This window comes from Aromatoleum sp., from assembly GCF_036675785.1.
Taxonomy (GTDB): Bacteria; Pseudomonadota; Gammaproteobacteria; order Burkholderiales; family Rhodocyclaceae; genus Aromatoleum.
In genome coordinates this window covers 22637-41415 of record NZ_JAKFEF010000052.1, presented here as the reverse complement: position 1 = coordinate 41415, position 18779 = coordinate 22637, and the positions used below count along the sequence as shown (strand labels likewise).

18 protein-coding genes and 1 pseudogene are annotated in these 18779 nt (G+C 65.6%); 11 read left to right on the top strand and 8 right to left on the bottom strand.

Features of this window, described 5'->3' with window-relative positions:
• From V6M37_RS11180 to V6M37_RS11170, 3 genes and pseudogenes are all read left to right on the top strand, one after another.
• Positions 1-138: pseudogene (locus V6M37_RS11180) on the top strand (electron transfer flavoprotein subunit alpha/FixB family protein); the annotation flags it as partial.
• A 37-nt stretch (positions 139-175) separates the two neighbouring features.
• A complete protein-coding gene (locus tag V6M37_RS11175) occupies positions 176-841 on the top strand; it encodes an energy-coupling factor ABC transporter permease (protein ID WP_332673255.1) in 666 nt (221 codons plus the stop codon).
• A gap of 53 nt (positions 842-894) precedes the next feature.
• Positions 895-2688, top strand: coding sequence for an acyl-CoA dehydrogenase (locus V6M37_RS11170; RefSeq protein ID WP_332673253.1), 1794 nt, complete (start codon positions 895-897; stop codon positions 2686-2688).
• 89 nt (positions 2689-2777) lie between these two features.
• Here V6M37_RS11170 and V6M37_RS11165 read toward each other — a convergent pair whose 3' ends face one another.
• The 6 genes from V6M37_RS11165 to ompR all read right to left on the bottom strand — a co-directional run bounded on the left by V6M37_RS11165 (position 2778) and on the right by ompR (position 7024).
• Entirely contained in the window at positions 2778-3560 is a 783-nt protein-coding gene (locus V6M37_RS11165; protein WP_332673251.1) for a peptidylprolyl isomerase, read from the bottom strand.
• Positions 3560-3850 (bottom strand): BolA family protein, encoded by a 291-nt coding sequence (locus V6M37_RS11160; protein WP_332673249.1) that lies wholly within the window; start codon positions 3848-3850, stop codon positions 3560-3562. The genes V6M37_RS11165 and V6M37_RS11160 overlap by 1 nt, the downstream gene beginning before the upstream one ends.
• Complete coding sequence (locus V6M37_RS11155; RefSeq protein ID WP_332673248.1) at positions 3847-4146, bottom strand: YciI family protein; 300 nt, start codon at positions 4144-4146, stop codon at positions 3847-3849. The genes V6M37_RS11160 and V6M37_RS11155 overlap by 4 nt, the downstream gene beginning before the upstream one ends.
• Positions 4146-4754: a septation protein A gene (locus V6M37_RS11150; protein ID WP_332673247.1), complete on the bottom strand. Its 609-nt coding sequence runs from the start codon at positions 4752-4754 to the stop codon at positions 4146-4148. The genes V6M37_RS11155 and V6M37_RS11150 overlap by 1 nt, the downstream gene beginning before the upstream one ends.
• A gap of 142 nt (positions 4755-4896) precedes the next feature.
• Positions 4897-6348: an ATP-binding protein gene (locus V6M37_RS11145; RefSeq protein ID WP_332673246.1), complete on the bottom strand. Its 1452-nt coding sequence runs from the start codon at positions 6346-6348 to the stop codon at positions 4897-4899.
• Positions 6320-7024 carry an osmolarity response regulator transcription factor OmpR gene (gene ompR, locus V6M37_RS11140; protein ID WP_332673243.1) on the bottom strand — a complete coding sequence of 235 codons (705 nt, stop codon included), beginning with the start codon at positions 7022-7024 and terminating at the stop codon, positions 6320-6322. The genes V6M37_RS11145 and ompR overlap by 29 nt, the downstream gene beginning before the upstream one ends.
• 127 nt (positions 7025-7151) lie before the next feature.
• On the opposite strand from ompR, the gene V6M37_RS11135 reads away from it, so the two are divergent.
• The 4 genes from V6M37_RS11135 (at position 7152) to V6M37_RS11120 (ending at position 9850) form a co-directional block, all read left to right on the top strand.
• On the top strand, positions 7152-7634 hold the full coding sequence (locus tag V6M37_RS11135) for a hypothetical protein (protein ID WP_332673241.1): 483 nt from the start codon (positions 7152-7154) through the stop codon (positions 7632-7634).
• A 130-nt stretch (positions 7635-7764) separates the two neighbouring features.
• Positions 7765-8469: a tRNA (adenosine(37)-N6)-threonylcarbamoyltransferase complex dimerization subunit type 1 TsaB gene (gene tsaB, locus V6M37_RS11130; RefSeq protein ID WP_332673239.1), complete on the top strand. Its 705-nt coding sequence runs from the start codon at positions 7765-7767 to the stop codon at positions 8467-8469.
• On the top strand, positions 8469-8921 hold the full coding sequence (gene rimI / locus V6M37_RS11125) for a ribosomal protein S18-alanine N-acetyltransferase (protein WP_332673236.1): 453 nt from the start codon (positions 8469-8471) through the stop codon (positions 8919-8921). Before tsaB ends, rimI begins: the two co-directional genes overlap by 1 nt.
• Positions 8918-9850, top strand: coding sequence for a uracil-DNA glycosylase (locus V6M37_RS11120; RefSeq protein WP_332673235.1), 933 nt, complete (start codon positions 8918-8920; stop codon positions 9848-9850). The genes rimI and V6M37_RS11120 overlap by 4 nt, the downstream gene beginning before the upstream one ends.
• A gap of 200 nt (positions 9851-10050) precedes the next feature.
• On the opposite strand, the gene V6M37_RS11115 is transcribed toward V6M37_RS11120, so the two are convergent.
• Together V6M37_RS11115 and lplT are read right to left on the bottom strand one after the other, a co-directional pair.
• Positions 10051-12789, bottom strand: coding sequence for a cation-transporting P-type ATPase (locus V6M37_RS11115; protein ID WP_332673234.1), 2739 nt, complete (start codon positions 12787-12789; stop codon positions 10051-10053).
• 210 nt (positions 12790-12999) lie between these two features.
• Positions 13000-14250: a lysophospholipid transporter LplT gene (gene lplT / locus V6M37_RS11110; RefSeq protein ID WP_332673233.1), complete on the bottom strand. Its 1251-nt coding sequence runs from the start codon at positions 14248-14250 to the stop codon at positions 13000-13002.
• A 175-nt stretch (positions 14251-14425) separates the two neighbouring features.
• On the opposite strand from lplT, the gene V6M37_RS11105 reads away from it, so the two are divergent.
• From V6M37_RS11105 to V6M37_RS11090, 4 genes are all read left to right on the top strand, one after another.
• Positions 14426-15346 carry a LysR family transcriptional regulator gene (locus V6M37_RS11105; protein ID WP_332673231.1) on the top strand — a complete coding sequence of 307 codons (921 nt, stop codon included), beginning with the start codon at positions 14426-14428 and terminating at the stop codon, positions 15344-15346.
• Positions 15346-16719, top strand: a complete 1374-nt coding sequence (gene radA, locus V6M37_RS11100; RefSeq protein WP_332673229.1) for a DNA repair protein RadA — start codon at positions 15346-15348, stop codon at positions 16717-16719. The genes V6M37_RS11105 and radA overlap by 1 nt, the downstream gene beginning before the upstream one ends.
• 167 nt (positions 16720-16886) lie before the next feature.
• The gene (locus V6M37_RS11095; RefSeq protein ID WP_332673227.1) at positions 16887-18371 is read left to right on the top strand and encodes a PAS domain-containing sensor histidine kinase; all 1485 of its coding nucleotides are present in this window, start codon (positions 16887-16889) and stop codon (positions 18369-18371) included.
• Positions 18371-18769 carry a response regulator gene (locus tag V6M37_RS11090; protein ID WP_332673225.1) on the top strand — a complete coding sequence of 133 codons (399 nt, stop codon included), beginning with the start codon at positions 18371-18373 and terminating at the stop codon, positions 18767-18769. Before V6M37_RS11095 ends, V6M37_RS11090 begins: the two co-directional genes overlap by 1 nt.
• Positions 18770-18779 lie beyond the last annotated feature (10 nt).

Genomic DNA, 18779 nt, shown 5'->3' with positions numbered 1-18779 from the left:
CTGGCGGGCATGAAGGACTCGAAGGTCATCGTCGCGATCAACAAGGACCCGGAAGCGCCGATCTTCCAGGTCGCCGACTACGGGCTGGTCGGGGATCTGTTCGAGGTCGTGCCGGAACTGACGGGTGCGGTAGGCTGACGCTGGGCGAAGCCGGGCCGGACCGGGGAAGACGAGCTTGGATATCCCTGCCTCGTTGATCCCCATGTCCTGGCAGTGGGCTTCGCTGGTCGTCGCGGCCGCCGTGCTCTACCGGCTTTTCCGCGAGGCTCCGTGGACGCGTCTCGCGGTTTCGACGCAACTCCACCTGCTGCTCGGATTGGTCGTCTGCCTGACCTTGCTGTGGACCCTGAAGGCCGGTGTGAAACCCGGGCTGAATCTCCACTTTCTCGGTGCGATGGCCGCGACGCTGATGTTCGGCCCCGCGCTGGCGACCGTGGCGCTGGGGCTCGCGCTCATCGGGATCACGGTAAACGGTTCGCTCGACTGGCAGGCGTGGCCGCTCGATTTTTTGCTGATGGCGGTCGTGCCGATCCAGATCGCGCGGCTGTGGTTGTCGGGCATCGAACGGTACCTGCCGGCACACTTTTTCGTCTTCATTTTCGTCGTCGCATTCGTCGGCTCGGCAGTGACCGTGATGCTGCAGGGCGTCGTCGCGGCGGCGCTGCTCGCGCTGATGGGAGCCTATCCGGCCGCCTTTCTCGTGAGCGACTACCTTCCCTACCTCCTGTTGCTCGGGTTTTCGGAAGCGTGGATGAGCGGGGCGGCGATCACCTTGATGGTGGTATATCGACCCGACTGGGTATCGGCGTTCGACGATCGCCGATACCTGATCGACAAGTAATCAGAGCGGCTGCAAGAGCCGCGAACTACAACATGCACTGGAGCAATTCGAAGATGAGCCAATACGCTGCACCGATTCGCGACCTGCAGTTCGTCATGCGTGAACTGGCCGGCCTGGAAGAAGTCGGGAGACTTCCGGGCTGCGAAGAGGTTTCCACCGATCTCGTCGATGCGATTCTCGACGAGGCGAACAAGTTCGCAAGCGGAGTGCTCGCGCCGCTCAACCGGATCGGCGACCAGGAAGGTGCGAAGTGGGATCACGGCAAGGTCACGACCGCGCCGGGCTGGAAGGAAGCGTACCGGCAGTTCTCCGAGTCCGGGTGGACGTCGCTCGCCTGCGATCCGGAATTCGGTGGTCAGGGCCTGCCGAAGCTCGTCGCGACCGCGGTCATGGAAATGTGGAACTCCGCAAACATGGCCTTTTCGCTGTGCCCGATGCTCACCAGCGGCGCGATCGAGGCGGTGACCCTTCGCGGCAGCGACGAGCAGAAGGCAGCGTACCTGCCGAAAATGATCAGCGGCGAATGGACCGGGACGATGAATCTGACCGAGCCCCAGGCCGGCTCAGATCTCGCAGCGGTGCGCACCCGCGCCGAACCACAGGCGGACGGAACGTATCGCATCTTCGGCCAGAAGATCTTCATCACGTACGGCGAACACGACATGACGGACAACATCGTCCATCTCGTGCTCGCGCGGCTGCCGGATGCGCCCGAAGGGGTGAAGGGCATCTCGCTGTTCGTCGTGCCGAAGTTCCTGCTCAACGCGGACGGCACGCCCGGCGCGCGCAACGACGTGCACTGCGTGTCGATCGAGCACAAGCTCGGCATCCACGCGAGCCCGACCTGCGTGCTCGCCTTCGGCGATAACGGCGGCGCGATCGGCACCCTCGTCGGCGAAGAGAACCGCGGCCTCGAATACATGTTCATCATGATGAACGAGGCACGTTTCGCGGTCGGGATGGAAGGTCTCGCGTTGTCGGAGCGGGCCTACCAGCACGCGTTGACGTATGCGAAGGACCGCGTCCAGGGCACGGAAGCGGGCGTCCGCGGCGGGCCGAAGGTTTCGATCATTCATCACCCCGACGTGCGGCGGATGCTGATGTCGATGAAGTCGACGACCGAGGCGATGCGGGCGCTGGCCTACGTCGTCGGCGCGGCGACCGACGTTGCGCATCTGCACGCCGACCCGGCCGTGCGCGCGCAGAAGCAGGCTTTTGTGGATCTGATGATCCCGGTCGTCAAGGGATGGTTCACCGAGAACTCGATCGACATCGCGTCGACCGGCGTGCAGGTCCACGGCGGAATGGGCTTCATCGAGGAAACCGGCGCCGCCCAGCACTTCCGCGACGCGCGCATCACGACGATCTACGAAGGCACGACGGCGATCCAGGCGAACGACCTGATCGGCCGCAAGATCGCGCGCGAGAGCGGCGTCACCGTGAAGGCAGTCATTGCGGAAATGCGTGATGTCGAATTCCGGCTCGCGGATCAGCAGGGCGAGACCTTCGCCGCGATTCGTGAGTCGCTGAAGTCCGGCATCTCGGCGCTCGAGTCTGCGGTCGAGTACATCCTCGCGACTTACAACGACGACATCAAGGCCGCGTCAGTCGGCTCGGTGCCGTTCCTGAAGCTCTTCGGCATCGTTGCTGGAGGATGGCAGATGGCCCGGGCTGCGCTCGTGTCGCAGGCGCAGATCGCCCGAGGTTCCGACGACGAGTTCTATCGGACCAAGCTCGTGACGGCGCGCTTCTACGCGGACCATGTCCTGCCACTCGCGTCGGCCCTCGGCTACGCCGTCGTCCATGGTGCTCCGGGCGCGCTCGAACTCGACGAGGCCCAGTTCTAAACCGGATTTTCGGGCGGGCTCCCCGCCCGATCTCCGCCAAAAAAAGGCCGACCTGCGCGAGCAGGCCGGCCTTTCTTGCGTCGGTACGCTTACTGGACTTTCGCCTTCGCGCGCAGATCGGCGATATGCTTCTCGACCTTCTGCTGCTGCAGGCGCTGTTCGAGTTGCGGCTTCACTTCCTCGAACGCGGGAGCCTTCATCTCGCGAACGTCGTCGAGCCGGATCACGTGGTAACCGAAGTCGCTCTTGACCGGGGTCATCGTGTACTGACCCTTTTCGAGCTTGACCATCGCGTCCGAGAACGGCTTGACGAACATCCCGGGGTTGCTCCAGCCGAGTTCGCCGCCTTCGTCCTTCGAGCCAGGGTCTTTCGACTGTTTCGCCAGCGTTTCGAACTTCTCACCCGCACGCAGCTTCGCGATGATCCCCTTCGCCTCGTCCTCGGTCTCGACGAGCACGTGGCGGGGCTTGTATTCCTTCGAGCCCATCTGGCTCTTGATGCCTTCGTACTCTTTGCGGAGCTCGGGCTCGCCGATCGGGTTGGCTTTCACGTAGTCCTGGATGTATGCGCGAATCAGGACCGCCTGGCGCGCGAGGTCCATCTGCGCCTGGGTTTCCGCCTTCTTGTCGAGGCCCTTCTTGGAGGCTTCCTGGGCGAGCACTTCGCGCCGCACGAGTTCTTCGCGCACCGCGTCGCGCAATTGCGGGCTGTCCGGCGCGCCCTGGGCACGTTGCTCGTTCAGCATCACGTCGACGCGGGTCGCGGGAATCGCGGTGCCGTTGACAGTCGCAGCGGGCGCGGCGGCGCCGGCGGCATGGGCGATCAGGCCGGCCATCAGACCGAGGGCGAGGCGGCTGGGAAAACGTTTCATCAAGAATCCTTCCTGGTTGGTTGAGTTTTTGCCTCATCGGCCGTCAGTGCGCGAATCGCGAGGGCGTGGACGCGTGTCCGCATCATCTCACCAAGCGCGCCGTAAATGAGTCGATGGCGAGCCACCGTGTTCTTGCCTTCGAAACACTCGGCCACGATCGTCAGCCGGTAATGCCCGCCGCCTCCACGCGCACCGGCGTGGCCGGCGTGGAGCGCACTCTCGTCCTCGATCTCGAGGGACTCGGGCTGGAGCGCCAGCAGGCGCTGGCGGATATCCTCGACGGTCGTCATGGCAGCACCTTCTTGTAGGGCCGGACGCTGACGCGGGCAAAGACGCCGGCTTTCACGTAAGGATCCTCGGCGAGCCAGCGCTCGGCGTCGCCTTGGGAGGCGAACTCGGCGATGACGAGGCTGCCGAAGAAGCCGGCGGGCCCCGGATCGGGAGAGTCGATCGCGGGCATCGGCCCGGCGACGATCAGGCGTCCCTCGTCGCGCAGGGCTTCCAGGCGTGCAAGGTGTGCCGGGCGCGCGTTCATTCGTGCGTCGAGCGAACCGGGCGCGTCCTCGCAGATCAGGGCGTAAAGCATCAAGTGGTTTCCTCTTCGATATGGCGCGACAGGTAAAACCCCTGGGCGAGAACGAACGCGAGCATCAAGCCCATGCCGCCGAAAAGCTTGAAGTCGACCCAGGTTTCTTCGGAGAAGTTATATGCGACGTAAAGATTGAGGGCGCCCATCGCGATGAAAAACGCGGCCCACGCGAAATTCAGGCGCGTCCACACAGGGTCCGGAAGCTTGACCTGGGCTTCGAGCATCTTGCGGATCAGGTTGCGGCGGAAGAGCAGCACGGAAAGCGAGAGCACGCAGCCGAATAGCCAGTAAAGCGCGGTCGGCTTCCACTTGATGAAAGTGGGATTCTGGAACACCAGTGTCGCGCCCCCGAACACAAGGATGATCGCGAGGCTGATCCATAACGTCGTATCGACTTTGCGATGGCGGGCCCAGACCCACGCAATCTGGCCGATGGTCGCGACAATCGCGACGACGGTCGCAAGCAGGATGGGCGCCTGCGCGACGCTGACGCCGCTGCCGAGCCAGGCCGCGGCCAGCTCCCGCGCGGCCTCCGGGTTTCCGCCCGCGAGCTTGTACGCCACGAAGAAAAGGATGACGGGAAGGAGGTCGAATAGGATTTTCATGCGGCGGGATTATACCGAGTTGTTTCAGCGGGGCAGCCGTCGGCGGTCCAGTCGTGTCAGGCAACCGCTCCGGAGGCGGCGCTGCGGAAATCGATCCCGGGTGTAGCCTTGCAGGATATGCGCGCCGGCGCGGGCATTTCGCTCACGAGGCGATTCCGGTCTCTTTCGACCCGGCCGCACGCGCGGCGGCGCTGCGGGATTTGTTTACCGGCAAGTGCAGCACGGTGCGCAGGCCGCCTCCCGTACGCGGGATCAGGTCGAGCCGGCCTTCGTGCGAGCGGATGATCCGCTCGACGATCGCGAGTCCGAGCCCCGCGCCTTTCGTGTTGGAGCGCGCATTCTCGAGACGGGTGAAGGGATGGCGCATCCGGTCCATTTCGCTCTCGGGAATTCCGGGGCCGCGATCGGCCACTTCGATCATCACTTCATTATTTCCCGCGGTGAGCGTGAGGTCGATCGGCTTGCTGTCGCCCGCGTAACGGATCGCATTGTCGATCAGATTAGCAAGCGCGCGGCGCAGCGACAGACCGCGCACTGCAAGGATCAGGCGGTCGGGGAGATCGGTACGCAGATCGATCCCGCGGAGCCGGTAAGGTTCGACGAGATCGGTCACGAGCGCCACTAGGTCGAGCGACTGCATCGGCTCCTGCGGCTCGCCGCGTCCGAAATCGAGGAACTGGCCGATGATGCGATCCATCTCCTCGACATCCGTGACCATCGCGGCGATGTCCGTTTCCGGCGCACCTGACATTTCGACGCCGAGGCGCAGTCGGGCGAGCGGCGTGCGCAGATCGTGGGACACGCCGGCGAGGATCAACGCGCGGTCCGCATCCGTCCGCGCGAGATCGCCCGCCATCTGGTTGAACGCCTTCGCGACGGTCGCGATCTCCTGCGGGCCGTGTTCGGGCAGATGCGGCGGCGTGCGTCCACTCCCGACGACGCGTGCGGCGCGGGCGAGGTTGCGCAGCGGTACGCTGATCCGGGACACGATCAGATAGGCGCCGAGCAGCGCGGCGAGCAGGGCGCCCCCGCCCCAGGTCAGCCACTCGATCGCGCGTGTCTGCTTCAGGCGCTCGGACGGCAGCATGACCCAGAAATCCTCGGTGTCTTCGGGATCGAGACGAAAGCTGATCCAGAAGCCGTCGAGTGTCTTCCAGCGCGCCGCAAAGCGGGTGTGGGCGCCGAGCTGGCGGCGGATCTCCTCGGTCAGCAGTCGCATTTCCCGCGTGTCGGCCAGCGGCAGGATTTCGTCCGAAGCCTCGGCGGGGTAGATGCGGATCCCTTCGAGAGCCGCCAGGTCGATCAGCAGTTCCGTACGCCGTTCGGAGTCGGCGTTGATCAGCGCGGTCCGCGTGAGGTTGACGACGCTCGCGGCCATTTGCGCGAGGTCGCGCGCACGCACCGGATCTTCGAAATGACGGAAGATCTGCGACCACGCCGTGAGCGCGAGAGTCAGCAGCAGCGCGATCAGCAGAAAAGTCTGCCCGATCAGCGTGCGCGGCAACACCCGCTCCGCGAGGCGTCGCGGCGCTCGTTCCGACAAGCCCGCCGGGGAGGGCTGGAAATCAGCTCTCGGTGGTGGCTTTTGCGTCATCAGGTACGAAGACGTATCCGAATCCCCAAACAGTCTGGATGTACCGCGGCTTGGCCGGATCGTCTTCGACCAGCTTGCGCAGGCGGCTCACCTGAACATCGATCGCACGGTCGAAAACGCCGTATTCGCGTCCGCGCGCGAGTTCCATCAGCTTGTCCCGCGACAGCGGCTGGCGCGGATGCTGCAGCAGCACTTTGAGCAGCGAGAACTCGCCGGTGGTCAGCGAAATTTCTTCATCGTCCCGCGTCAGGGACCGCACGCCGAGATTTACGCGCACGCGCCCGAAGCTGACGATTTCGTCCTCGGCGGTCGGCGCGCCGGGAAGGGTGGGGGGCTGGCGGCGCATGACCGCGTGGATGCGCGCGACCAGTTCGCGGGGGTTGAACGGCTTGGCGAGGTAGTCGTCCGCTCCCATCTCGAGGCCGATGATGCGGTCGACGTCGTCGCCCTTGGCCGTGAGCATGATGATCGGCATCGCGTTGTTGTCGGCGCGAAGGCGGCGGCAGATCGCGAGCCCGTCCTCGCCGGGGAGCATGAGGTCCAGCACCATCAGGTCGAAATGCTCGCGGTGCAACGCCCGGTCCATCGACGGCGCGTCGATCACGGCCTTCACGGTAAATCCCTGCTCCTGCAGGTATCTCGACAACAGGTCGCGCAAGCGGGCGTCGTCGTCCACCAGTAACACTCTATATCGGATTTTTGTATTCATGAGCCGCATCCTATCCCAGTGGAGATTTAGCGAGCTAGCGGTTCGGATGCCGGTTTGAGGGCGCCGAGTAACGCTTCGTAAGTCGCTGTGAAATATGCAACGTTTCCTTACCGCCTTGCTAAAAACCTTTGCTTCCACTCCCCTGTTCGGGGTATTTCCTAGTATTTTCATGGTATTTACAGTTCCTGCTGCGAAGAGGCGCAAGACCATCATGAAACATCGCCGACCAGCCCAGAGCCTTTCGGTGTCAGGCAGCCCGGCTTTTTCCTGTACGGGCAGGACGCAAGCGTCGTCGCATGGGGTACGGATCGGCCTGCTGCTCGCAGCGCTGTCTCCGGTGCTCCCCGCATTCGCCGAAACGCCGGTCCTCGTCGCCGACGAAGCGGTGCTCGTCTATCCTTCCGCGATGGACCAGCGTCGCGCCGAACTGCGGCGCGCACTGACGAGCGGCGCGGATATTCCAATGGTAAAGCGAGAACGGCAGAGATTGTCGCCGGAAGAACGCGATGCGTTGAACCGGGAACTGCGCCAGGCGCTGCGCGGCGCATACGACTCGGCCAACCCTGCGGAAAAGTAATCAGGCGGATCGGACGAACAGTCTTCCATATCCGTTTTCCCCCTGTTCCGATCACCCTCGATGAGCGCGGTCCATCCCGGACCTGCGCTCTTTTTCCTTTCGATATCCGTGCCGGTAAAATACCGCGCTTATGAAAATTCTTGCAATCGAGACGTCGTGCGAGCACGCAAGCGTCGCCCTGCTGGTCGATGGAGACGTCATGGAGCGCCGGCTCGAAGGGCATGCGAACCACTCCGAGCATCTGCTGCCGACGGTGCGGTCGCTACTGGCGTATGCCGGTCTGGAACTGGACAGTCTGGACGCGATCGCTTTCGGAGCCGGGCCCGGTGCATTCACGGGACTCCGGCTGGCGTGCGGGACGGTGCAGGGCCTTGCGATCGGAGCCGACCTCGGGGTCGTTCCGGTGTCGAGCCTCGCGGCGCTTGCGCTGCAGGGAGAGGGCGACGCCGTTTTCGTTGCGACCGACGCGCGGATGGGGGAAGTCTATTCGGCCGCCTACCGGGTTAGCGGCGGGGTTAACGGCGCGGAGGTCACGGAATGCCGCCGGCCGATGTGCACGCCGCCCGCGCAACTCGCGTTGCCGCCCGACGGGTCGTGGTTCGGGATCGGCTCGGCGCTGCGGGTTTACGCAGCAGACCTTCCCGCATCCCTGCTTGCCCGCCTGAGCGCGCAAAACGCGGTAGCGGTGCCTCGTGCAGCCGATGTCGCGCGGCTTGCCGCATCCCGTTACCTTGCCGGCGAAGTCGTCGCACCCGAAGCGGCCGTCCCGCTCTACGTTCGCGACAAGGTCGCACTGACGACGGCGGAGCGGCTCGCACGCGGAGGCCGGGCCTGATGGCAGGCTCGGCCGTCTTCGCTCCGATGACCGAACTCGATCTCGACTGGGTCGTCGAGAACGAGGCGGAACTGCACGCGTTTCCGTGGACGCGCGGCAACTTCGTCGATTCTCTCGTCGCGGGGTACGGCGCCTGGGTGCTTCGCGACGCGGCGCAGCCGGTCGCGTATGCGGTGATGCTGACCGTCGTCGACGAAGCGCATCTGCTCAACATCAGCGTCGCGCAGCGTGCCCAGCGGGCGGGCGCCGGCGGCCGTCTGCTGCGGCAGCTTTTCGACGAAGCGCGCGCCCGTGGTGCCTCCCAATTCTTTCTCGAAGTGCGCCCGTCGAACGACGCGGCGATCGCCCTGTACCGTCGCCACGGATTCGAGCCGATCGGACGGCGCAAGGGCTACTATCCGGCGCGTGACGGCGGGCGCGAGGACGCGATCGTGATGAGGCGGGAGCTGTGAGCGTACGCCGCGGCGCGGTCCTGCGGGAAATGGGTCTCGCTCCTCTGTGGCGCCTGCGCGCGACGGATGACGCCGATTCTTGCGACGAGTCGGCCGATCGCGCAGGCGTCGAGTCCGTCGCGCCTTCGCTTCCTGCTGAAGGCGGGCCCGCACCGATCGCGCATAGGCTGTCCGGGGGCGACGCGAGCGGAGTTTCCGCTCGGGGAGTTCCGGCCGCTTCCCCGGCGGCGACGCCCCGTACCGTCACCGGCCTGCCCTCCGGTGCCGAACGCATTTCCCGGTTTTTCGCCGCTGCGCCGGTCGCGGCGCCGGCAGCGATCCCGCACGGTGGCGCCGACTCGTCCGGGAGGGCTGAACGCATTTCGCAGCTCGACTGGGACGCGCTCGAAGCGGACATTCGCGGATGCACTGCCTGTCGCTTGTGCGAGCGGCGCAAGCAGGCGGTGCCCGGGGTCGGCGACCGGCGCGCGGATTGGATGCTCGTCGGGGAGGGGCCCGGTGCGGAAGAAGACCAGCGGGGCGAGCCTTTCGTCGGCGCTGCCGGAAAACTGCTCGATGCGATGCTCGCCGCGATCGGGCTCGCGCGCGGCGAGAACGTGTATATCGCGAATGCGGTCAAGTGTCGGCCGCCGCACAACCGCACGCCCGAAAGCGGCGAGATTTCGACGTGCTCTCCGTATCTCGCGCGGCAGATCGAACTCGTCCGGCCGCGGCTGCTCGTCGCACTCGGACGACCCGCGGCGCTTGCGCTGCTGAACGCCGAAGTGAGCATCGGCGCTTCGCGCGGCAAGATCTTCCATCGCGGTGAAACGCCGGTCGTCGTCACCTACCATCCCGCTTACCTGCTGCGCAATCAGGCGGACAAGGCGAAAGTCTGGGAAGACCTGTGTTTCGCCCGCCGCGTCATGTGCGAGCTCGGGCAGCGCTGACCGGGAGCGGCGCGGGTTCAGCTACGGCAGGATCGAGGACGTTCGGCGCCACGAATCCGGTCTCCGCTTCGCAGGCGAGCTGCGCCGCGCGGTCGAGTGCGCGATCGCAGGGTGCGCGGCGGTCCGTCGCGAGCAGGAGGCGCTCGGGCAGGGCGGTTCGGCGACAGGCATTCATCGCTAATCGTTATCGGCGACGTTGTTCAGGCGGGGGCGAGGCGTGAAGCGAGGCCCGTACGGCGGATCACGAATTTCTCCAGTTCCGCCACGCAGAACACCAGCAGTCCGGCACCGATGACCTTGCCCCACTCGAGCGCCGACAGGCCGGCCGAGCCGAACAGCGCCTGCATGCCCGGCGCGTGGGTAAAGGCGATCTGCAGCGGGATGCAGGCGGCGATCGCGAGCAGCACGTAGCGGTTGCCGGTCAGTCCGTCGCGACTGCAGACGGACCCGAGGATGGAGCGGCTGTTGACGAGGTAGAACATTTCGGCGACAACCACGGCGTTGACGGCCATCGTGCGCGCCGTCTCGATACCGTTGCCGGCGTTCAACTCCCACAGGAAAAGTCCGAGCGCGCCGGTCATCATCAGTACCGACACCATCAGCACCCGCCAGACGAAGAAACCCGACAACAGCGCTTCGCCGGGCGCGCGGGGACGGCGGTTCATGATGCCGCGCTCGGCCGGCTCGAACGCGAGCGCGAGGCCCAGCGTGCTCGACGTGACCATGTTGATCCACAGCACCTGGGCCGGCGTCAGCGGCAGGGTCAGTTCGAAGAGGATCGCCGCGATGACGACCAGCGCTTCGCCGCCGTTGGTCGGCAGCATGAAGAGCACGAATTTCTTCAGGTTGTCGTAGACGGCGCGGCCTTCGCGCACCGCGGAGGCGATGGTGGCGAAGTTGTCGTCGGCGAGCACTATGTCGGAAGCTTCCTTGGCCGCCTCGGTGCCCTTCATGCCCATCGCCACGCCGACGTCGGCGCGCTTCAAGGCCGGGGCATCATTCACGCCGTCGCCGGTCATCGCGACGACCTGTCCATCGTCCTGCAGCGCCTGCACCAGGCGCAGCTTGTGCTCGGGGCTCGCGCGCGCGAATACGTCGACTTCCATCGCGACGCGGCGCAGCGCGGCCTCGTCCATGATGGCCACTTCCGCCCCGGTGACCGCCGGCTTGCCGAGGCCGATCGCGAGCTGCGCGCCGATCGCGCGCGCGGTCTCCGCGTGGTCGCCGGTGATCATCTTCACGCGGATGCCCGCGCGATGACATTCGCCGACCGCCGCGATGGCCTCTTCGCGCGGTGGGTCGATGATGCCGACCAGGGCCAGCAGCGTGTAGCCCGATTCGACGTCGGAAAAGGCGAGGCGCTCAACGTCGGGCGCGGTGCGCTTGCAGGCGAGCGCGAGCAGGCGCAGGCCCTGCGCGGCCGTATCGGTCGCCATTCGCCGCCAGTAATCGACGTCGAGCGGGTACTCACCATCGTGGTTCAACTGCGCGACGCATATGTCGAGAATGCGCTCGGGCGCCCCCTTGACGAAGATCCACGGCTCGCCGTCGCCGTCGCGGTGGTACGTCGCCATGAAACGGTGCTGCGACTCGAATGGGATGGAGTCGATCCGCGGCCACGCCGCTTCGCCGGCATGCGGCGTGAAGCCGACCTTGTTGCCCAGCACGAGCAAAGCGCCTTCGGTCGGGTCGCCTTCCACATGCCACAGGCCATGGTCTTCGCGCAGGCGGGCATCGTTGCACAGCACGCCGGTGCGGATCGCCATCGAGAGCGCCGGAAAATGCTCGGGATCGATGATCCGCCCGTCGATACTCAAGTCGCCCACCGGGGCGTAGCCGACGCCTCCGACATCGAAAACGTGTCCGGCGCAGACGACGCGCTGCACCGTCATTTCGTTGCGCGTCAGCGTGCCGGTCTTGTCGGAACAGATCACCGTTACCGAACCCAGCGTTTCCACCGCTGGCAGGCGCCGGATGATCGCGTTGCGCCGGGCCATCCGCTGCACGCCGAGCGCGAGGGTCACCGTCATGATCGCCGGCAGTCCTTCGGGAATCGCCGAGGCGGCCAACGCGACGACCATCAGGAACATCTCCGCGGGCGCGTGATCGCGCAACACGGTGCCGAGCACGAAGGTCGCGGCCGACATGCCGAGCGTAGCCAGCGCCAGCACCCGCCCGAACCGGTCGATCTGCCGTAGCAAGGGCGTCGTGAGGCTCTGGACGCCAGCCAGCATCTGGTTGATCTTGCCCAGTTCCGTCGCCACTCCGGTCGCGACGACGACACCGGTGGCCTGGCCATGGACGACGAGGGTGCCCGAGTAGGCCATGCCATAGCGGTCGCCGAGCGGGGCGTCGGCGGCGACCGCGTCGCTGCTCTTCTCGACGGGTTGGGATTCACCCGTCAGTGCGGCTTCTTCCACCCGCAGCGTCTTGACGGAAACGAGGCGCAGGTCTGCCGGCACCCGGTCGCCGGAAGCGAGCAGCACCCGGTCGCCTCGCACCAGTTCGGCGGCGTCGATCTCGCGGCGCTCGCCGTCGCGGATCACCGTGGCGTGCGGCGAGAGCATCGCGCGGATCGCATCGAGCGCGGCTTCAGCTTTGCCTTCCTGGATGAAACCGATGATCGCGTTGATCACGACCGCGGCGATGAGCACGCCGGTGTCGACCCAGTGACCGAGAAACGCCGTGATCGCCGCCGCACCGAGCATCACGTAAAGCAGGATGTTGTGGAACTGCAGCACCAGCCGCAAGAGCGGTCCGCGCCGCTTCGGCGGGGCCAGCTGATTCCGCCCGTAGCGGGCGATACGACGGCCGGCTTCGGCTGCCTGCAGGCCATCCGGACCGGTCTGCAGTGCGTGCTCGATCTGGGCGTGGGACAGCGTATGCCATCGGGTAGACACCGCCTTTCCCGAGCCGTCGATGATCGAGCGATCCGTCATGGAGGTGGCCTGTCCCTGGTCCTGGAAATATGAGGGCCGCAAACGGCGAAACAAAGGAAAGTGCTTGAAAAGTTTACCAAATCAGCACAGGACGGTCCAACGGCGGGCAGGCCGGGCGCAGCGGCGGGGCCGCGACGGCGCTTCGCGGCCCGAAGCGATCACTCTCCGCCCTCGGGACGGATGGCTCGGGCCGGGAGGGGCGGCCGTGGCTCAGTGCGGGTGGTCTTCGAGAAGCGTGACGGAGTCGAATTCGCGCTGGTTCTGTTCGTGCCGCAGCTTCACGAGGTACATCGTGCCGGCGACGAACAGACCGAACAGGGCGATCACGGCGTGGATCGACAGCCCGGACATGATCAGCACCGCGTAGAGCCCGGTCATCACGAGGATCGAGAGGTTTTCGTTGAAGTTCTGCACCGCGATCGAATGGCCGGCGCCCATGAGGATGTGCCCGCGATGCTGCAGCAGCGCGTTCATCGGCACGACGAAGAAGCCGGCCAGCGCGCCGACCAGCACCATCAATCCCATCGCAACCGGGACGTGGGTCACGCCGACCATCACCATCACGACGAGCCCCATTGCGATGCCGATCGGAATGACGCCGACCGACCTTCGCAGACTGATCATCCGCGCCGCCATCATCGCCCCCAGCGCGATGCCGATCGCGACGACGCCCTGCATCATCGACGCCTGGGAGAGGTTGAAGCCGAGATTGTGCTCGGCCCACTTGATCACGATGAATTGCAGCGTCGCGCCGGCACCCCAGAACAGCGTCGTCACCGCGAGCGAGATCTGGCCCAGCTTGTCGCGCCACAGCAGCTTCAGGCAGTGGTTGAAGTCGTGGATGAGGTAGATCGGGCTGTTCTTCAGCGGCTTGTGATCGACGCCGGTGTCCGGGATGTACAGGTTGATGATCCCGCCGACGATGTAGAAGAGGCCGACGATGCCAACCGTCGCCTGGAACGGCCCGTCGATCAGCGGCAGGTCGAGTCCGGCGAGCCACACCGTCATATCCGGGCGGATCAGTACGCCGCCGAGAACGGTGCCGAGGATGATCGCGCCGACCGTCAAGCCCTCGATCCAGCCGTTGGCGACGACGAGAAGGCGGTGCGGAAGGTATTCGGTGAGGATGCCGTACTTCGCCGGCGAATACGCTGACGCGCCGAATCCGATCACCGCATAGGCGAACAGCGGGTGCGCGCCGAGGAACAACATCAGGCAGCCGCCGATCTTGATCGTGTTCGCGATCAGCATCACCCGCCACTTCGGCATCGAGTCGGCGAACGCGCCGACGAATGCCGCCATCGCGACGTAGGAGACGGTGAAGAACAGCTTCAGCAGCGGTTCGAATTGTTCCGGTGCCGCCATGTCGCGGAGGAGCGCGATCGCGATGATCAGCAGGGCGTTGTCGGCGAGCGCAGAGAAGAACTGCGACGCCATGATGATGTAGAAGCCGAGCGGCATCGGAAAGGGGCGCCGTCACATGGACCAAAGGGCGGTTTATATCACGAAGGCTGTACTTTGTTCCGATTACCCTTGCCGCCTGTCGGATCGACAGGAATCGCGGGATCGCCGGGGCACTGTAGCGCCTCCACCTGTGGTCTAATCGCCCAGAATAAACAACACTTATGGAGTGACGATGGCAGAGCGCAGACTGCAGGTCTTTCACGCGGTGGCCAAGCACGGCTCTTTCACGCGCGCGGCGGAGCATCTCTTCATGACCCAGCCGGCCGTTACCTTCCAGATCAAGCAGCTCGAGGAGCACTTCAACACGCGGCTCCTCGAACGCGGGCACGGGCACGTCGGGCTGACACCGGCGGGCGAGGTCGTCCTCGCATACGCCGAGCGGATTCTCGACCTGTCGGACGAGCTGGAGTCGCGGATTTCCGAGCTGACCGACGACCTCGGCGGCGTGCTCTCGATTGGCACCAGCACGACGATTGCAGCCTACTGGCTGCCGCAGCTGCTCGAACGCTTCAAGCAGAAATATCCGCGCGTGGTCCCGCGGGTCGTCGTCGGAAATTCGCAGCTCACCGAGAGCCGGGTCGTTGCGCGGGAGCTGGACATCGGGCTGATCGAGATCGTCTCCGAGCAGCCCGCGATCGAACGCTTCACGGCGGCGCGCGACGAATTGCTCGTGATTTGCCGGCCCGGGCATCCTCTGGCGAAGAAGAAGAAGCTCACGGCGCAGGACCTCGTCGCGCATCCGTTCCTGAACCGCGACCCGGGCAACGCGATCCGCGAACTCACCGAAGAATTCTTCGAGGCCGCCGGCATCGGGATCGAGGAGCTCAACGTCGCCGCCGAGCTCGGCAGCCTCGCGACCGTCAAGCATCTCGCGGCCGAGACCGACGGTTACGCGGTCGCATCCCGCGCGGCGATCCAGCGCGACCTGCGCGAGGGGCGGCTCGCCGCGATCCCGCTGGAGCCGAGGCAATATACGCCGCTCGAAGTGATCATTCCGAAAGACAAGTTCCGGTCGCGCCTGATCACGACGTTCGCGGAGCACGCGGTGGCCGAACTCGTCGCGATGGCGACGTCCCCGGCGGAAGACGCGTAATGGCGAAAGTCAGGTCGGTGCATAGCTGCACCGAGTGCGGCGCCGAGTCGCCGCGCTGGCAGGGGCAATGTCCGCAATGCAAGGCGTGGAACACGCTCGTCGAGGCGGTCGTGGAACCGGCAGGGGCGAACGCCGCACGTTTCGCTGCGCTCGCGGGCAACACCGGAAAGCTCCAGACGCTCGCCGAACTCGAGCCGCGCGAGGAGCCCCGAACGCCGACCGGGATCGAGGAATTCGACCGCGTTCTCGGCGGCGGGCTGGTCGCGGGCGGCGTCGTCCTGATCGGCGGCGACCCCGGAATCGGGAAATCGACGCTGTTGCTGCAGGCGCTTTCGCTGCTCGCGCTGCATCACAAGGCGATTTACGTCAGCGGCGAGGAGTCGGGCGAGCAGGTAGCGTTGCGTGCGCAGCGGCTTCAGCTCGATCCGGGCGGGCTGCAGCTGCTGCCCGAGATCAACCTCGAACGGATCCTGGCGACGCTGAAGGAAGAACGTCCACGCATCGCCGTCATCGACTCGATCCAGACTGTTTACTCGGAGGTGCTGCAGTCGGCGCCCGGATCGGTCGCGCAGGTGCGCGAGTGCGCCGCGCAGCTCACCCGCTTCGCGAAGCAGAGCGGCACGAGCCTCATCATGGTCGGGCACGTGACGAAAGACGGCACCCTCGCGGGACCGCGCGTGCTCGAGCACATGGTCGACACGGTCCTGTATTTCGAAGGCGACACGCACTCGAGCTTCCGGCTAGTGCGCGCGTTCAAGAACCGTTTCGGCGCAGTGAATGAACTGGGCGTGTTCGCGATGACCGAGCGCGGCTTGCGGGGCGTCAGCAATCCGTCGGCGATCTTCCTTTCGCAGCACAGTCAACAGGTCGCCGGCAGCTGTGTGCTCGTAACGCAGGAAGGCACGCGTCCGCTGCTGGTCGAAATCCAGGCGCTGGTCGACGGCGCGCAGAACCCGAACCCCCGGCGCCTTTCGGTCGGCCTCGAGCAGAACCGCCTGGCGATGCTGCTCGCGGTGCTGCACCGGCACGCGGGCGTCGGGTGTTTCGACCAGGACGTCTTCGTTAATGCCGTCGGTGGCGTGAAGATCGCCGAGCCGGCCGCGGACCTCGCGGTCGTGCTCGCCATCGTGTCGTCGCTGCGCAACCACCCGCTGCCGCGTCAGCTCGTCGTATTCGGCGAAATCGGCCTCGCCGGCGAAATCCGCCCGGCTCCGCGAGGGCAGGAGCGGCTCAAGGAGGCGGCGAAGCTCGGCTTCACCGTCGCGGTGATCCCGAAGGCGAACGCGCCGCGGCACGCGGTCGGCGAGATGCGCGTGATCGCCGTCGACCGTATCGAGGAAGCGATAGACCGCGTGCGGGAACTCGAAGCGTAGCTTCGTGCACGCGTCCGGGAGCGCTGTCGGGCGTCCACCGTCGTGAATAACTGCCCATTTTGGGGTGTGTTAGGCTAAAGTGTCCCGGGGTTACCCGCCTGCGCCCGCCTTTGCTCGTTCCCTCCGGGAAGAGTAAAAGAGCCGGAGACTAGCGACGGAGAGTTCATATGACTGACGAGGTCGATTACCGCTGGATCGCCGACGCTCCGGATGCGATCGCAATGGTCGATGAAGCCGGAATCGTGCGCGGATGGAACGCCGGCGCCACCGAGATGTTCGGCTATCCGGGCGAAGAGGCGATCGGCGCCGATCTGGGGCAACTGATCGCCGTCGAGACGGTCGCGGACGAGCAGCGCCGCTTCGTCGCGGAGACGCTCGCCGAGCGCCATACGACCTTCGAAGCATTGCGCCGCAGGAAGGACGGCACGCTGATCTATGTCACGATTTCCGGCAAGCTCGCGTCGGGCTCCGCGGCCGAGGGCGTTCGCGTGCTTTTCTCGGAAAAGGACGTCACGGAACTGAAGGTCCGGCGCGACAGCAAGCTTCTCGAAGCGAGGTTCGGCGAACTGCTCGACTCGATGCCGGACGGCATCGTCTTCGTCAATCCGACCGGCCACATTCTCATCGCCAACACGCAGGCCGAGCAACTGTTCGGCTATCGATCCGGGGAGCTGCGGGCGCGCCCGGTCGACGACCTGCTTCCCGAACGATTCCGCATGGCGCACAAGGGGCACCGCAGCAATTATTTCTCGGCGCCGCGCCCGCGCGCGATGGGGGCCGGCCTCGACCTCTTCGGATTGCGCAAGGACGGCACGGAATTTCCCGTCGAGATCAGTCTGAGCCCGCTGAAAACCGAAGAGACGCCGGTGGTGATGAGCGCGATCCGCGACGTCAGCGAGCGCAAGCGCTTCGAGAAGGCGCTGCAGGAAAAGAACCTCGAACTGGAGCTGGCGAGCCGCGCGAAGGACCGCTTTCTGGCGAGCATGAGCCACGAGCTGCGCACACCGTTGAACGCCGTGATCGGATTCACCGGAACCTTGCTGATGAAGCTGCCCGGCGAGCTCAACGACGACCAGGTCCACCAGCTCGAAATCGTGCGGAACAACGCCAGGCATCTGCTCGCGTTGATCAACGACCTGCTCAACCTCGCGAAGATCGAGGCCGGCAAGATCGACCTGAACCCGGAGCGATTTGACTGCCGGGGCGTCGTCTCCGAAATCGCCGCGTCGCTTCGGCCGCAGGCGGTCGCGAAAGGGCTCGAGTTCTGGGTCTCTCTGCCGGACGAGCCGGTGCCGTTTGAAACCGATCGCCGCGCACTCAGTCAGATCATCATCAACCTGACGAGCAACGCGGTGAAATTCACCCAGATTGGGGGCGTTCGGCTGACGCTGAGCGTGGACGAGTCGGGGCACGCGAAGCACCTCACGTTCTCGGTGCGCGACACCGGACCGGGAATCCAGGAAGCGGAACTGGCGACGCTGTTTGACCCTTTCGTACAGGGGCAGGCGGCGCGCACGTCCGCCGCGGAGGGGACCGGGCTCGGCCTGCACCTGAGCCGCAAGCTCGCCGGCTTGCTCGGCGGCGAACTCGGCTGTCAAAGCACCTTCGGCGCCGGTGCGACCTTCACCCTCGTCGTGCCGGAGATGAAGTGATGCCTGCACGGATACTGATCGCGGAGGATCATCCGCCGAGCCTCGAATTGATGCGGTACCTGCTCGGCGCCCACGGCTACCCGACGCTGAGCGCGTCCAACGGGCGGGAAGCGCTCGACCTCGCGCGGCAGGAGCGGCCCGACCTCATCATTTGCGATTTACAGATGCCGGACGTCGATGGCTACGGGGTGGTGCGTGAGCTGAAGCAGGACGACGACTTGCGCGGCGTGCCCTTGCTCGCCGTCACCGCGTTCTCGATGCTCGGGGACCGCGAAGACGCGCTTCGGGCCGGATTCGACGGCTATTTCTCTAAGCCGATCGAGCCCGAAAATTTCGTCGCAGCCATAGAACAGTTTCTCCCGGCGGCCCTGCGCGCGAGCCGGAATAACGGGGGATGACAACAAGGAT